Origin of the sequence: Arthrobacter crystallopoietes BAB-32, from assembly GCF_000328305.2 — a bacterium.
Taxonomy (GTDB): Bacteria; Actinomycetota; Actinomycetes; order Actinomycetales; family Micrococcaceae; genus Crystallibacter; species Crystallibacter crystallopoietes_A.
Genome location: NZ_ANPE02000076.1, coordinates 19,434 through 32,833, shown reverse-complemented (window position 1 = coordinate 32,833; position 13,400 = coordinate 19,434). Strand labels below are relative to the sequence as shown.

At 68.0% G+C, this 13,400-nt stretch carries 17 protein-coding genes; 10 read left to right on the top strand and 7 right to left on the bottom strand.

What is annotated here, in order from left to right:
* The 4 genes from D477_RS04585 to D477_RS04570 form a co-directional block, all read right to left on the bottom strand.
* Nucleotides 1-1,249: ABC transporter permease (locus tag D477_RS04585; RefSeq protein ID WP_005267728.1), on the bottom strand; the 1,249-nt coding region annotated here is incomplete at its 3' end.
* Nucleotides 1,240-1,440: a hypothetical protein gene (locus D477_RS22555; protein ID WP_005267727.1), complete on the bottom strand. Its 201-nt coding sequence runs from the start codon at nucleotides 1,438-1,440 to the stop codon at nucleotides 1,240-1,242. The genes D477_RS04585 and D477_RS22555, both read right to left, overlap by 10 nt.
* Nucleotides 1,437-2,465 carry an extracellular solute-binding protein gene (locus D477_RS04575; protein ID WP_005267726.1) on the bottom strand — a complete coding sequence of 343 codons (1,029 nt, stop codon included), beginning with the start codon at nucleotides 2,463-2,465 and terminating at the stop codon, nucleotides 1,437-1,439. Before D477_RS04575 ends, D477_RS22555 begins: the two co-directional genes overlap by 4 nt.
* Nucleotides 2,466-2,597: 132 nt before the next feature.
* Complete coding sequence (locus D477_RS04570; protein ID WP_005267724.1) at nucleotides 2,598-3,602, bottom strand: LLM class flavin-dependent oxidoreductase; 1,005 nt, start codon at nucleotides 3,600-3,602, stop codon at nucleotides 2,598-2,600.
* Between the two features lie 335 nt (nucleotides 3,603-3,937).
* Here D477_RS04570 and D477_RS22985 point away from each other — a divergent pair, with 335 nt between their 5' ends.
* From D477_RS22985 to D477_RS23140, 6 genes are all read left to right on the top strand, one after another.
* Nucleotides 3,938-4,405: a hypothetical protein gene (locus D477_RS22985; protein ID WP_202804080.1), complete on the top strand. Its 468-nt coding sequence runs from the start codon at nucleotides 3,938-3,940 to the stop codon at nucleotides 4,403-4,405.
* Nucleotides 4,324-5,202 (top strand): hypothetical protein, encoded by an 879-nt coding sequence (locus D477_RS22980; RefSeq protein WP_202804079.1) that lies wholly within the window; start codon nucleotides 4,324-4,326, stop codon nucleotides 5,200-5,202. Before D477_RS22985 ends, D477_RS22980 begins: the two co-directional genes overlap by 82 nt.
* Nucleotides 5,203-5,305: 103 nt before the next feature.
* A complete protein-coding gene (locus D477_RS22975; protein WP_202804078.1) occupies nucleotides 5,306-5,575 on the top strand; it encodes a response regulator transcription factor in 270 nt (89 codons plus the stop codon).
* A gap of 152 nt (nucleotides 5,576-5,727) precedes the next feature.
* A complete protein-coding gene (locus D477_RS22550) occupies nucleotides 5,728-6,099 on the top strand; it encodes a hypothetical protein (protein ID WP_043845651.1) in 372 nt (123 codons plus the stop codon).
* The gene (locus tag D477_RS04555; protein ID WP_237740701.1) at nucleotides 6,096-6,971 is read left to right on the top strand and encodes a flavin-containing monooxygenase; all 876 of its coding nucleotides are present in this window, start codon (nucleotides 6,096-6,098) and stop codon (nucleotides 6,969-6,971) included. The genes D477_RS22550 and D477_RS04555 overlap by 4 nt, the downstream gene beginning before the upstream one ends.
* Nucleotides 6,968-7,219: a hypothetical protein gene (locus D477_RS23140; protein WP_237740700.1), complete on the top strand. Its 252-nt coding sequence runs from the start codon at nucleotides 6,968-6,970 to the stop codon at nucleotides 7,217-7,219. The genes D477_RS04555 and D477_RS23140 overlap by 4 nt, the downstream gene beginning before the upstream one ends.
* A 66-nt stretch (nucleotides 7,220-7,285) precedes the next feature.
* On the opposite strand, the gene D477_RS04550 is transcribed toward D477_RS23140, so the two are convergent.
* Entirely contained in the window at nucleotides 7,286-7,741 is a 456-nt protein-coding gene (locus D477_RS04550; protein ID WP_081608473.1) for an Lrp/AsnC family transcriptional regulator, read from the bottom strand.
* Between the two features lie 105 nt (nucleotides 7,742-7,846).
* On the opposite strand from D477_RS04550, the gene D477_RS04545 reads away from it, so the two are divergent.
* The 3 genes from D477_RS04545 to D477_RS04535 all read left to right on the top strand — a co-directional run bounded on the left by D477_RS04545 (nucleotide 7,847) and on the right by D477_RS04535 (nucleotide 10,034).
* A complete protein-coding gene (locus D477_RS04545; RefSeq protein WP_005267714.1) occupies nucleotides 7,847-8,497 on the top strand; it encodes a LysE family translocator in 651 nt (216 codons plus the stop codon).
* 80 nt (nucleotides 8,498-8,577) lie between these two features.
* Nucleotides 8,578-8,898, top strand: coding sequence for a DMT family transporter (locus D477_RS04540; protein ID WP_005267712.1), 321 nt, complete (start codon nucleotides 8,578-8,580; stop codon nucleotides 8,896-8,898).
* Nucleotides 8,899-8,984: 86 nt separating this feature from the next.
* Complete coding sequence (locus tag D477_RS04535; RefSeq protein ID WP_005267711.1) at nucleotides 8,985-10,034, top strand: NAD-dependent epimerase/dehydratase family protein; 1,050 nt, start codon at nucleotides 8,985-8,987, stop codon at nucleotides 10,032-10,034.
* Nucleotides 10,035-10,155: 121 nt separating this feature from the next.
* Here D477_RS04535 and D477_RS04530 read toward each other — a convergent pair whose 3' ends face one another.
* Together D477_RS04530 and D477_RS04525 are read right to left on the bottom strand one after the other, a co-directional pair.
* Nucleotides 10,156-10,932: a 3-hydroxybutyrate dehydrogenase gene (locus tag D477_RS04530; protein ID WP_005267710.1), complete on the bottom strand. Its 777-nt coding sequence runs from the start codon at nucleotides 10,930-10,932 to the stop codon at nucleotides 10,156-10,158.
* Nucleotides 10,929-12,299, bottom strand: coding sequence for an MFS transporter (locus tag D477_RS04525; protein ID WP_005267709.1), 1,371 nt, complete (start codon nucleotides 12,297-12,299; stop codon nucleotides 10,929-10,931). Before D477_RS04525 ends, D477_RS04530 begins: the two co-directional genes overlap by 4 nt.
* A 158-nt stretch (nucleotides 12,300-12,457) precedes the next feature.
* Between D477_RS04525 and D477_RS04520 the strand changes: the two genes are divergently transcribed.
* Nucleotides 12,458-13,381, top strand: coding sequence for a LysR family transcriptional regulator (locus D477_RS04520; RefSeq protein WP_005267708.1), 924 nt, complete (start codon nucleotides 12,458-12,460; stop codon nucleotides 13,379-13,381).
* The last annotated feature ends 19 nt before the right edge of the window (nucleotides 13,382-13,400 follow it).

Here is a 13,400-nt window from a genome sequence, read left to right as displayed (position 1 = left end):
GGGCCAGCGGCAGGTGCACGCGGGCGAGCAGCCGGTGCGGCGACGCACCGAGGCTCAGGGCGGAGGAGGTCAGCGCCGGCGAGATCTTCGAGAAGCTCGCGTCCACCGCCTGGTAAGCGGGCGCGAGGAAACGCACCACGTAGGCGAAGAGGATGCCTGCGACGGACCCGGTCACCAGCAGCCCCGTGCCGCCGGGAACGCCTGCCTGCTCGAGCAGATCGTCGAGCCGGGCGAATGCGATGAGCACGCCGATGCCGATCACGGCGCCCGGCACTGCGTAGCCGAACGTCGTCGCCTGCGCGGCGGAGGCCACCAGCGCGCCGCCGCCCAGACGCAGGCTGTGCCCGATGGTCAGGGCGAGCCCGGCGCACACCAGCGCGGCGATGGCGGCGACGGCGATGCTGTTCATCAGGTACTCCGGGAACCGGGGATCCAGTAGGGGCCCGCCGCCGGAGAGAGCCTCCGCCGCGGCCCAGGTGAGCAGCTGGGCCACCGGAAGGACGAAGCCGGCGCCGAGCACGCCGAGTCCGGCCAGAGCTGCCGCCCACCCGGTCCAGCCGCTGAGCCGCTGGGCCTGCAGGCCCTCGCCGCGCGTGTTCTTCTGGTGGAAGCGCGAGCGCCCCCGGAACAGCCGCTCCCCTGCCAGCACGGCCACCGCGAACAGCAGCACCAGCACGGACAGCTGGGTCGCCGCGTGGAAGTCGAAGCTTCCCTTCCAGACGAGGTAGACGCCCACGGAGACAGTCTGGACATTGAAATACTGGGCGGTGGCGAAGTCCGTCAGCGTTTCCATCATGACCAGGGCAAGGGCCGCGGCAAGCGACGGCCTGGCCAGAGGCGCGATAACCCGCCACAGCGTACGGGTGCGGCTGGCACCCAGGGTGCGGGCGGCGTCGTACGTTGCCGCCCCCTGCTCAACGAGAGCCGCCCGCGCGAGGAGATAGACGTACGGGTAAAGCGTCAGGGTCATGACAATGACGGCGCCGGGCAGGGAGCGCACTTCCGGCAACCATCCGCCCGGCCCCAGCAGCGAGCGCAGCAGGCCCTGCACCGGGCCGCCGACGTCGAAGGTGGAGAGGAAAACGAAGCCCAGGATGTAGGCCGGCATGGCCAGCGGCAGGACCAGCGCCCAGAGCAGCATGTTGCGGAGCGGAAAAGTATAGGCGGTGACCAGCCAGGCCAGTCCGCCGCCGACCAGCAGCGTTCCGGCCCCGACTCCCGCCATCAGCACAGCGGTGGTCAGCACCATCCCGCCGAGGTCGCGCGGGACCGTGAGGTTGCCAAGCTCCCCAACCCGTCCACCACGACGGCGATGACCGGCGTCGCCACCAAGGCCGCGGCCACCAGCACGGCCGCCGACCACAGGGGACGGCCGCCGCCGGTCAGGCGCCGCCTGCGCGCGGAAGCCCCGGTCGCAGCCAGGACGTCCGGCTTGCTCACTTGTAGCCAGCTTCGGCCAGCAGTTCGGTGGCCTCCGCATTCAGGTCGCCGTAGGCCTTGGCGTTCAGCGGCATCCGGCTGAATTCGCCGAACCCGGCGATCACGGGCTCCGGTTCGACCGAGGGATTGACGGGGAACTCGTGGTTGGCGTCCACAAAGGCGTTCTGTCCCGTCGTCGCCAGCCACTCAATGAGCTGCTGCGCTTCCGCGGCGTTGTCGGAGTTCGCCACGACACCGGCGCCGGAGATATTGACGTGGGCGCCGGCGCCTTCCTGGCTGGCCCAGAACAGGTCGACGGCAAGGTCGGGCTTCTCCACCAGTGTGCGGGCCAGGTAGTAGTGGTTGTTGATGCCCACGTCGCAGGCTCCGGCGTCGATCGCTTCGAGCAGGAGGATGTCGTTGCTCATGATCTCCACGTCGTTGGCCACCCACCCCTTGACGATCTCCAGGGCCTTGTCCCGCCCGTGCAGGTCGATCAGGCTTGCCACCAGGGACTGGGTATAGGACGAGGTGGCATCGCGCATGCACAGCCGGCCCTTCCACTTCGGATCAGCCAGGCCCGCGTAGCTGTCCTGCGCGTCAAACTCGGCAGGATCGACGTTGTCCGGGTTGTAAGTGAGGGTCCTGGCACGCATGGCCAGTCCGAACCACTGCCCCTCCGGGTCGCGCAGGTCCTCCGGAACCGCCTTCTCCAGCGTGGCCGAGCTGACCGGGGCCAGCACGTCCTGGCGTGCGGCGTTCCAGAGGTTGCCGGCGTCCACCGTCATGAAAACGTCCGCGGGGCCCTCGCTTCCCTCCGCCTTGAGCCGCTCCAGGAGCTCCGCATCGTCGCCGGTGATGAACTCGACCGAAATCCCGGTTTCCTCGGTGAAATCGGCGAAGGCGCCCTCAAGGTCATAGTGCCGGGCCGAGTAGATCTGCAGATCGGCAGGGGCCTGGCCAATGCCCAGTACGCCGCAGCCGGACAGGGCCAACGCGGGCACCGTGATCGCCACGCAGGCAGCGAAAAGCTTGGAACGATGCATGAGGGGTACTCCTGGGAAGAAGCGGCGGCGGCCGCGTGAAACTAGATGGAGGTTAGCCTAACTTAACCTCTGAAACCGCCGCCATATATTTCGAAGGAAGACTCACGCACCTCGGCCGGTCCGAGCGCAAATTCAGGACGCGGGCAGAGCGGCGGGCTTGAGGTCCATGGCCCGCGCCGTCAGCTCCAGCGAGCGCAGCCGCTGCCCGACGGTCGGCGCCTGGTGCGCGACGATCAGCTCGTCGGCGTCGGCGTGTTTGGCGAACCCGTCCAGGTACTCGCGCACGGCCTCGGGCGTGCCCACGGCGGTGTACTTGACCATCTGCTCCACGTGCTGCCCCTGCGGCGAGTCCAGCACCATGTCGGCTTCCTCGTCCGTGAAGGTCCGTCCGCGCCCGAAGAGCAGCGAGACGCGGGCGCGCCGGACCACCTGGAACTGGGCCTGCGCTTCCTCATTGGAATCCGCCGCGATCGCGTTGACCCCGGCGATCACGTACGGCTCGGCCAGCTGCTCCGACGGCTGGAACTCCCGGCGGTAGGCGGCCACGGCGTCGTGCAGCGCGGCCGGTGAGAAGTGGGACGCGAACGAGTACGGCAGCCCGAGCGCCGCGGCCAGCTTCGCCCCGAACAGCGAGGAGCCCAGGATGTACAGCGGAACATTGGTCCCCTTGCCCGGCGTCGCATCCACCCCGGGGATCCGGGAGTTGCCGGTCAGGTAGCCCTGCAGTTCCAGCACGTCCTGCGGGAACGACTCGGCGCTCATCGGGTCCCGCCGCATCGCGCGCATGGTCTGCTGGTCGCTGCCCGGAGCCCGCCCCAGACCCAGGTCGATCCGCCCCGGATGCAGCGTCTCCAGCGTGCCGAACTGCTCGGCGATCGGCAGCGGCGCATGGTTGGGCAGCATGATGCCGCCGGCGCCGAGCCGGATGCTCTTGGTCTGCGCGGCCACGTGCGCGATCAGCACGCTCGTCGCCGAGGACGCGATGCTCGGCATGTTGTGGTGCTCGGCGTACCAGACCCGGCGGTAGCCCAGTTCCTCCGCGAGCTGGGCCAGCCGGACGCTGCCTTCGAGGCTGTCCCGCACCGTCTCTTCCTTACCGATCGTCGCGAGGTCGAGGATGGAGAGGGGAACAGTCATGGCGGCGGCCGGCCTTTCGTCGTCGTTATTTTGCGTCCGCAACACAAGTGCGGCGGACATTGGCCATAACGACGCCGGCGCCCGGGTTATTTCTGCTAGCTCCCCTACCTTGGCCATCAGTACCTTGTTGTGCAGAGGCGGGACTGTGGTGCAGGGGCGGTTGTGCAGGCGCGGGACGGATCGGATGCGCCGCCTGCCGTGGGCGCTCCTCATGTTGCCGTTCCGGCCGGAAGCGTAGGCTGGATGGAGGTGTTCGGTCACGTCCGCGGTGTAGTGCCGTATCCGCAAACTATGCCCGGCGTGGGACGCGGATGCTGTGGCGGCAGGGGTTGGTGATGAGCGGCAGGGATGCGCTTGAGCTTGCACGGGATGCCTTCCGTGAGCAGGCCTGGGGGCAGGCCTACGCGCGCTTTGGCGTAGCGGACAGCGACAGCCGGCTCGCACCCGCCGATCTCGAACTCTACGCACGGGCGTCCTTCCTCACCGGCCGCGACGACGCCTGCGTGTCGCTGCTGGACCGCGCCTATCACCAGCTGCTCGACAGTGGAGAGCACGAGCAGGCAGCCGAGTGCGCCTTCTGGCTGGGCTTCAATCTCATTAATCGTGGCGAGATGGCCCAGGCTGGCGGTTGGCTGGCGCGAGCCGAAAAACTGGTGCCTGCCACGCCCGACGACTCACCGATTCGTGGGCTGCTGCTCGTCCCGGCGGCCTGCAGGCACTCATGCAGGGCGACGGTGCCAGCGCCCTCGAGCTCTTCACCCTGGCCAGCCGGATTGGCCGCTCCTCGGGGCAGCCGGAGCTGATTGCCCTCAGTGGCCTCGGCATCGGCCAGACGAAGATCGCGATGGGCGAAGTCGCCGCGGGCCTGGCCAAGCTGGACGAGGTTATGGTCGCGGTCACGGCAGGCGAGGTCTCTCCGATCGTCTCCGGGCTGGTGTACTGCGCGGTGATCATCGCGTGCCACGACACCTTCGAAATCCGCCGCGCCATCGAGTGGACCCGGGCCCTCAGCCGCTGGTGCAATGAGCAGCCCGACCTGGTGCCGTTCAGGGGTCAATGCCTGGTGCACCGCACGCAGATCCTCATCCTGAACGGTGAATGGCCAGACGCCGCGGAACAGGTGCGCCTCGCTTGCCGTCGTCTCTCGGAACCTCCCGGCCAGGCCGCAATCGGCATGGCCTACTACGAGGAGGGAGAACTGCACCGGCTCCGCGGCGAGTACGCTGCCGCCGAGAACTCGTACGGCCGTTCGAGCGAGTGCGGCCACGAGGTGCAACCCGGACTTGCCCTGCTCCGGGCCGCTCAAAACCGGCTGGATGCCGCGCAGTCGGGGATCCGGCGTGCGCTGGAAGAGCCACGGCAGGCGGCCCGCCGGCCACTCCTCCTGGCGGCCTCGGTGGAAGTAGCACTGGCCGCTGGGGACGTGAAGCAGGCCCGCCTCGCGGCGCTCGAGCTGACCGGGATCGCTGCTGAGCGGACCACAACTCTGTTGTCGGCACTATCGGCCCAGGCCATGGGCTCTGTGCTGCTGGCAGAGGGACAATCGCGGGCTTCGCTGGACGAGTTGCGCCGGGCCTGGAGACTGCTGGCATATCCTTGACGCGCCCTACCATGCTGCGCGGGTACGTGTCCTGCAGGGCAGATGCTGCCAGGAACTCGGCGATCAGGACGCCGCCCAGCTGGAGTTCGACTCCGCCGCCAACGTGTTCCGGCAGCTCAGAGCCATCCCTGACCTGACGGCAGTCCAGCAATTGGGCGCACGCACCACCCGGACCGACGGTGGAGGCCTCACCCCGCGCGAGGTCCAGGTCCTCCGCGCCGTGGCCACAGGAAGCACCAACCGGATGATCGCCGAAGAACTTTTCCTGAGCGAGAAAACCGTTGCACGGCATCTCAGCAACATCTTCACCAAGCTCAACCTCTCTTCCCGCTCCGCGGCGACCGCGTACGCCTACCAGCACAACCTGCTGTAGCGCCCGTACAACCGCCGGCAGCCAAGCCGTACATACAATTACCCAGCCGCGGGCGAGCGCATAGTTGCATAGTTCGCCCGACGCTGCGGCGGGCCCCTCCCGGCCAAACTTGATGTCAAAGGCAAGGCGTCCGGGAGGTGAGTCCGGTGGAACTGCCATTCCCGCTGCTAGCGGGCGCAGCGTCGACGGTCATCTTCACCGTCAGCATGCTGCCGATGCTCGTCAAGGCGGGGCGGAGCAAGGACCTGAGTTCCTACAGCCTCGGCAACATTGCGCTGTCCAACCTCGGCAACCTCGTGCACTCCGTGTACGTGTTCAGCCTGCCGGCGGGACCAGTGTGGGTGCTGCATTCCTTCTACCTGGTCTCCAGCGTGCTGATGCTGGCCTGGTACCTGCGCTACGAGGTGTCCCGTTTCGGCACCACTACCGGCGACGAACAGCAGGAGCCGTCGGATCGTTCCCGCGAAGCCCTGCCGGCTGTCCTTATCGGGTCCCGTCCACCACTTCCCAGGAGGAAACCATGAACACCACAAGGACACACCGCGCAGAGCGCCTGGATACCGTCGTGATCGGCGCAGGCCAGGCGGGTCTCGCCACGGGCTTCCACCTGAAGCGCCGGGGCGGGAAATTCGTCATCCTCGACGCCAATGCCCGCGTGGGCGACAACTGGCGCTGCCACTGGGACTCACTGCGGCTCTACAGCCCAGCGGACCACGATGGGCTCCCGGGCCTGGACTTCCCCGGCCCGGCATCGGCGTTCCCCACGAAGGACGAGGTGGCGGACTACCTCGAGGCCTACGCCAAGACCTTCGACCTGCCCATCCGGCCAAGCACTCGGGTGCAGCGCCTGGCGCGAAACGGCGACAACTATGTCGTGGAGTGCGCTGACGCACGGTTCGAAGCACACAACGTCGTCGTCGCGACGGGCCCCTTCGGTCGCGGCGCCTATATACCCCGAATCGGGGCCGACCTGGATCCGCGGATCGTGCAGCTGCACTCGAGCGAATACCACAACCCGTCGCAGCTACAGGAGGGACGAGTGCTCGTGGTTGGCGCGTCCCACTCCGGCGCGGACATTGCCTTTGAGGTGGCACGCTCCCACAGCACCATCCTCTGCGGCAGGGATCACGGCCAGATCCCGGTCCGCCTCGAATCCCGCCGGTTCCGGATACTGTTGCCGGTCCTCTGGCAGGTATGGGGACACGTCCTCTCGGTGCGGACCCCGATGGGCCGCAAGGGGCGGATCAACGCACGGACGCATGGCGCTCCGCTCCTGCGGGTGAAGGGGTCCGACCTGGCGGCAGCAGGTGTCGAACGGGTCACCGATCGGCTGACCGGCGTACGAGGCGGGCTCCCCGTGCTCGGCGAGGATCGAGTGGCCGACGTAGCAACGTGATCTGGTGCACCGGATTCCGGCAGGACTTCAGCTGGATCGACCTGCCCGTCATCGGCGACGACGGCTGGCCATTGGAGACCCGTGGCGTTGTGCCGTCTGCGCCCGGACTCTACTTCACCGGTTTGTCCTTCCAGTCCTCGTTCCGGTCCATGCTCATCGGCGGGGCGGGCGCGGATGCCGGCTACGTTGTTCACCATCTGCTGTCGCGCCGCACGACGGACCGGACGCCGGTCCCTGCGGCGGCATGATCCGGCCGGTGCCGGCGGACGAACAGCCCTCCGGCACCGGCCCCGGATCACGTCGACCCACCCTGCTCAGATCGGCAGGGCTGTGTTCGCCTTCAGGTTCTTCATCACGATGGTCGAGGTCAGTTTCTCCACCGCCGGCAGATCGGACAGCTCCTCGTCATAGAACTTCTGGTAGGCCGGCAAATCCTGCGCCACTACCTTCAGCAGGTAATCGGGATCGCCGAACAGGCGCTGGGCCTCGATGATGTGCGCATTCGCAGCCACCTGCTCCTCGAATCCGGCCAGGGTGGCGCGGTCCACCTGCCGCAGCGTGACGAAGACGATGGCCTCGAAGCCCAGCCCCAGCGACCGGGCGTCGAGCTCGGCGCGGTAACCGCGGATGACACCCGTCGACTCCAGCTCGCGCAGCCGGCGGTGGCACGGAGCGACGGTCAGTCCGATCTTCGATGCCAGCGCCGTGGCAGTCATTCGCCCGTCGTGCTGGAGCTCGCGCAAAATACTTCGGTCAATCCCGTCAATCACGCAAAGATCTTATCGCGAGTCCGGCGAACCGAGCTAAATCGGCAAGCACTTCCGCCGCGGTTTTTCATAGGGTTGCTCCGTCAGATTGATTAAGGAGTGTGGCCCATGGACCAGCAGCTGTTTCTCGGCTTCGCCGCCGTCGCCCTGACCCTGGCCTGCACCCCCGGCGCGGACTGGGCCTACTCCATCGCCGCCGGACTGAACCAGCGCAGCTTCGCTCCGGCCATCGCCGGACTCTGCAGCGGCTACGTGGTGCTCACGCTCCTCGTGGCTGCCGGCGTCGCCGCACTGATCGCCAGCATCCCCGCGCTGCTCGGCTGGCTGACGATCGCCGGCGCCGCGTACCTGCTCTGGCTCGGCTTCACTACCGCACGATCCTGGCGCGGCGCCCGGTTCTCGAGCCTGGAACAGTCCGGCTCCTCCCGGCTGCGCAGCTTCCTCCGCGGTCTGGGCACCAGCAGCATCAACCCCAAGGGCCTGCTCCTCTTCCTGGCCCTCGTTCCCCAGTTCATCAGCCCGGCCGCCGGCCTGCCCGCCCCCGTGCAGCTGGGCATCCTGGGCCTGTCCTTCGTGCTGATGGTCGCCGTCGTCTACAGCATCGTGGCGCTGGCCGCACAGAAGCTGCTGCAGTCGCGGCCGGCTGCTGCCCGCGTCGTCACCCTGGCCAGCGGCCTGATCATGATCGCCCTCGGTGCCGTGCTCCTGTTCGAGCAGCTCGCCCCGCTGGCCGCCAACAGCGCGCTCCTTGCCGCCTGAGCCCGGCAGCAAGCGGTCCGCGGCAGGTCATCCTGATGGCGGCCACCATCCGGTTGCCCGGCAGGTGAAAGACTGCCTCCATGGGATACGTCTTCCTGCTGCTCGCAATCGCCGCCGAAGTCTGCGGCACCAGCCTGCTGAAATCTACGGAAGGTTTCAGCAGGCTGTGGCCGACCGTCCTGTGCCTCACGGCCTATGCCGCCTCCTTCGCCCTCCTGTCCCAGGTCGTCAAGAGCGTTCCGGTTGGCGTGGCCTACGCCCTCTGGTCCGGCCTTGGCACCGTGGCCATCGTGGCCATCGGCGCCACCTTCCTGGGCGAACCACTCAGCCTGGTGAAGGTCCTGGGCATCGGCCTGATCGTCGCCGGCGTTGTTGTGCTCAACCTCGGCGGCGCGCACTGACCGTCCCGGTGCTCGGGTCCTGCCCCAGCGGCCGGAACTTCGGCGTGAACCTACTTCCTGTCAGTCCCGCGGCGTAGTCTGGGCGCATGCGGATCGGGATCATCGGAGCCACCGGCAATGTCGGCACTGCCGTCCTGCGGCGGATCAAGCAGGCCGCGGCGGAACGGCCAGACGGGGTAGAGCTGGTGGGTATCTCCCGGCGACTCCCGGACCAGTCGCAGGAACCGTACGACGGCGTCACCTGGCATAGCGTGGACGTCGCCTCCGATGCGGCACGCGAAAGGCTTGCGGAGGCACTGGCTGGCTGCGACGCCGTCGTACATTTGGCCTGGGTGCTGCAGCCGAACCATGACGAGGACTTCATGCGGCGGGTCAACGTGGACGGCACGGCCAACGCCCTGGCGGCGGCCGCGGATGCCGGCGTCAGGCAGTTCGTGTGCGCGTCGTCGCTGGGTGCCTACAGCCCGGGACCGAAGGACACGCGCGTGGATGAGGGCTGGCCGGCGCGCGGCATTGCGAGTTCGCACTACAGCCGGTTCAAGGGCGAGCAGGAGGCGCTGCTGGACGGTTTCGAACGCCGGCATCCGGACATCAAGGTGGCGCGGATGCGGACCGCGCTGATCTTCCAGTCGGACGCCGGCACCGAGATCGGCCGCTACTTCCTCGGCCGGGCGATCCCGAAGTTCTTCCTGGACAAGGTGCGGACGCCGCTGCTGCCGTTCCCCCGCGAGTTCGTATTCCAGGCCGTGCACGCCGAGGACGCGGGCGACGCCTACTGGCGCGTGCTGGACCAGGGCGCCTCCGGGGCGTTCAACATTGCCGCGGATCCGGTGATCACGCCGCAGCTGCTGGGCGGCTTTTTCGGCGCGAAGCGGGTGCTGCATACGCCCGTCCCGCTGGTGCGCGCCGCCGTGGGAGCAGCGTGGTCGCTGCGCCTGCTCGCTTCCGATCCCGGCTGGGTGGACATGGGCCGTACCGTCCCGGTGATGGACACGAGCCGGGCGCGGGAGGTGCTGGGCTGGGAGCCGAAGAAGACTTCGGTTGAGGCTCTGCAGGAAGTGCTGGAGGGCCTCAGCTCCGGCAACGGCGTTGCCGGCTCTCCCCCGCTGCACTATCGCGGCCGTCCCGAAAGCTGATCCACCCGGCCGCGCCGCGGCACGCGAACCCCGCCCCGCGTTGAGCGGAACGAGCCGCCAGCACGGCGAAGCGCCGGCATCCGTCGTCAGACGGAACACCGGCGCTTTGCTGAAGGCTCGGCTACCGGGCGGACCAGCCGCCGTCCATGGTGTAGCTCGCGCCGGTGACCATGGCCGCGTCGTCGGAGGCCAGCCAAGCGATCAGCGAGGCGACTTCCTCCGGCTCGACCAGCCGCTTGATGGCGCTCTCGGTCAGCATGATCTTGGCCAGCACCTCGGATTCGTCGATCCCGTGCACCCGGGCCTGGTCCGCAATCTGCTTCTCCACCAGCGGCGTCCGGACATAGCCGGGATTGACGCAGTTGCTGGTGACTCCGTGCGGCCCGCCCTCGAGCGCGGTCACCTTCGACAGGCCCTCGAGCCCGTGCTTGGCGGTGACGTAAGCGCTTTTGAACGCAGACGCCCGCAGCCCGTGCACGGAGGAGATGTTGATGATCCGGCCGAAGCCGTTGGCATACATCTTCGGCAGGGCGGCGCGGACCAGCAGGAAGGGGACCTCCAGCATGAGCGTGATGATCCGGCGGAAGTCCTGCGGGTCGAACTCCTCGATGGCACTGACCCGCTGGATGCCTGCGTTGTTGACCAGGATGTCCACGCCGTCCAGCGCCTCGGCCAGCCGCTCATCCGTCACGGCTTCCGGGTCCAGCAGGTCCACCACCCAGGCGGAGCCGCCCAGCTCGGCGGCCGCCGCCTCGGCGCCATCACGGTCCAAGTCCGCCACCACCACGTGCGCTCCCCGCGCGGCGAAGGAGCGGCCGGCGGCCAGGCCGATCCCGCCCGCTCCGCCCGTGATAAGCGCACGGCGCCCCTTCAGCGTCTGCGGCGCTACGGCACTCACCGGGCCACCCGCGGTGCCTCGAGGCCGTGCTTGCGCGCATCCTCGGCGTCGACGTCATGGAGCGAGAAGCCCTTGGTCTCCCGCAGCGTCAGCACGGTGGCGGCGGTGATGGCGCAGGCCACCAGGACATAGACCGCGACCGGAACCCAGCTGCCGGTTTCCTGCAGCAGGGCTGTCGCGATGATCGGAGCCATGGACCCGGCCAGGATCGAGGTGACCTGGTAGCCGAGCGAGACGCCGGAGTAGCGCATCCGGGTGGGGAACATCTCGGCCATGATCGCCGGCTGGCCCGCGTACATCAGGGCGTGGACACACAGGCCGATGGTCACGGCCAGGATGATGACGAAGTCGTTGAGCGTATCGAACATCGGGAAGGCGAAGAACGCCCAGCTGGCGGAGAGCACCGCGCCGGCCAGGTAGACCGGCTTGCGGCCGAAGGCATCGGCCAGCCGGCCCACCTGCGGAATGACCAGGAAGTGCACCACGTGCGCCACCAGCAGGGCCAGCAGCAGCTGGCTCGTGTCGTACTCGTGGACCGTCTTCAAGTAGACAATGGTGAAGCTGACGATGATGTAGTAGATGATGTTCTCCGCAAAACGCAGGCCCATCGCCTTGAGCACGCCCTTCGGGTACTTCTTCACAACCTCCAGCACGCCGTAGCTGGCGGCCTGCTCCTGCTCCACCTTCTCGCGCGCTTCGAGGAAGATCGGCGCCTCGCTGACATGCGTGCGGATGTAGTAGCCCACCAGCACGATCACGGCGGAGAGCCAGAACGCCACGCGCCAGCCCCAGCTGAGGAACTGGTCGGACGGCAGGATCCAGGACATGCTCAGCAGCACCAGCGTGGCCAGCAGGTTGCCCACCGGCACGGCCGCCTGCGGCCAGCTGGACCAGAATGCACGCTGCTTGTTCGGGCTGTGCTCGGCCACGAGCAGCACCGCGCCGCCCCATTCGCCGCCGACGGCGAAGCCCTGGACAAACCGCAGGATCACCAGCAGTGCCGGCGCCCAGTAGCCGATCGAGTTGAAGCCGGGCAGGCAGCCCATCAGGAACGTGGCCACGCCGACCAGGATGATGGTGACCTGCAGCGTGTGCTTACGGCCGAGCTTGTCGCCGATCTGGCCGAACACGATGCCGCCCAGCGGCCGGGCGACGAAGCCGACGGCGTAGGTCAGGAACGCGGCGATGATGCCGTCGAGTTCAGTGCCGGTATTCGGGAAGAAGAACTGGCCGAACACCAGCGACGCGGCGGTGGCGTAGAGAAAGAACTCGTACCACTCCACCACGGTGCCGACCATCGAGGCCGCCACGATCTTCTTCAGGCCGCCCTGCTCCTTCGCCGGGGCAGCCGGTTTGTTGACGCTCATCGGAGCACTCCTTTGTCTCTGCGGCATGCAGCTCTGTCTGCTGGCTGCAGCCTCTTCTCCTGTGGCGCGCACCACAGGCAGGTTCCCTCGAGTATCGCCATACGCGCCGATGTGCATCAATGACCAGTTCCGCAGAGACAGAGTGCAGAATTGCAGATATGACGATGCTGTCCGGAACCGCCCCCAATCCCGACGACCTGCTGATCCTGCTCGCGGTGGCGCGCAGCGGGAGGTTTACGACGGCGGCGGAGGGCTTGGGCCTGAACCACACCACTGTTTCGCGCCGGATTGCGGCCCTCGAGAAGGCGCTGGGCGGCCGGGTCCTGGCCAAGACCGTGGGCGGCTGGGAACTGACCGAGCTGGGCCGCCGTGCCGCCGGTGCGGCGGAACATATCGAGACCGCCGTCGCCCGGATCCACGAAGGCGAGGCAGAAGCGGACCAGATTTCCGGCGTCGTACGCATTTCCTCCACTGACGGCTTCAGCGGCTACATCATTGCTCCTGCGGTGGCCAAGCTGCGGCGGCGGCATCCCAACCTGAGCGTGGAAATCGTCAACGTCACCCGGCGGGCGCTGCAGCACCGCTCCGGGCTGGACATCGAAGTGGTGGTTGGCGAGCCGCAGGTGCACCGGGCCGAAGCCATCCTGCTGGGCCACTACATGCTCGGGATGTATGCCTCGCGCAGCTATCTCGAGGAGCACGGCACCCCGGCCGACACCCGCGAGCTGACCCGGCACGGCCTGGTCTACTTCGTCGATTCGATGCTCCAGGTCGACGACCTCGATGCGCCCCGCCGGCTGGTCCCCTCGATGCTGGACTCGCTCAGCTCCACCAACGTGTTCGTGCACGTCGAAGCCACCCGCGCCGGCGCCGGCATCGGCTTCCTGCCTTGCTTCATGGCCGATCGGCACGCCGACCTGGTCAGACTGCTGCCCGAAGACTTCGCCGAGCTGCTGCCGTACTGGATGGTGCTGCGCCAGGAATCCCTGCGCCAGCCCGCCGTCGCCGCCGTCGCAAAAGCGCTGCGGGAGCAAACCGCCGGATTCGAACAGGAACTGCTCGGCCAAGGCCGCAGCGGCTGAACCCCTGGACCGAAGCGGC

Bases quoted from the DNA above. Each gene is read 5' to 3' on its own strand.
- D477_RS04575 (WP_005267726.1), bottom strand. From the start codon at position 2,465: ATGCATCGTTCCAAGCTTTTCGCTGCCTGCGTGGCGATCACGGTGCCC.
- D477_RS04570 (WP_005267724.1), bottom strand. From the start codon at position 3,602: ATGACTGTTCCCCTCTCCATCCTCGACCTCGCGACGATCGGTAAGGAA.
- D477_RS22985 (WP_202804080.1), top strand. From the start codon at position 3,938: ATGAGCGGCAGGGATGCGCTTGAGCTTGCACGGGATGCCTTCCGTGAG.
- D477_RS22980 (WP_202804079.1), top strand. From the start codon at position 4,324: ATGCAGGGCGACGGTGCCAGCGCCCTCGAGCTCTTCACCCTGGCCAGC.
- D477_RS04555 (WP_237740701.1), top strand. From the start codon at position 6,096: ATGAACACCACAAGGACACACCGCGCAGAGCGCCTGGATACCGTCGTG.
- D477_RS04545 (WP_005267714.1), top strand. From the start codon at position 7,847: ATGGACCAGCAGCTGTTTCTCGGCTTCGCCGCCGTCGCCCTGACCCTG.
- D477_RS04540 (WP_005267712.1), top strand. From the start codon at position 8,578: ATGGGATACGTCTTCCTGCTGCTCGCAATCGCCGCCGAAGTCTGCGGC.
- D477_RS04535 (WP_005267711.1), top strand. From the start codon at position 8,985: ATGCGGATCGGGATCATCGGAGCCACCGGCAATGTCGGCACTGCCGTC.
- D477_RS04525 (WP_005267709.1), bottom strand. From the start codon at position 12,299: ATGAGCGTCAACAAACCGGCTGCCCCGGCGAAGGAGCAGGGCGGCCTG.
- D477_RS04520 (WP_005267708.1), top strand. From the start codon at position 12,458: ATGACGATGCTGTCCGGAACCGCCCCCAATCCCGACGACCTGCTGATC.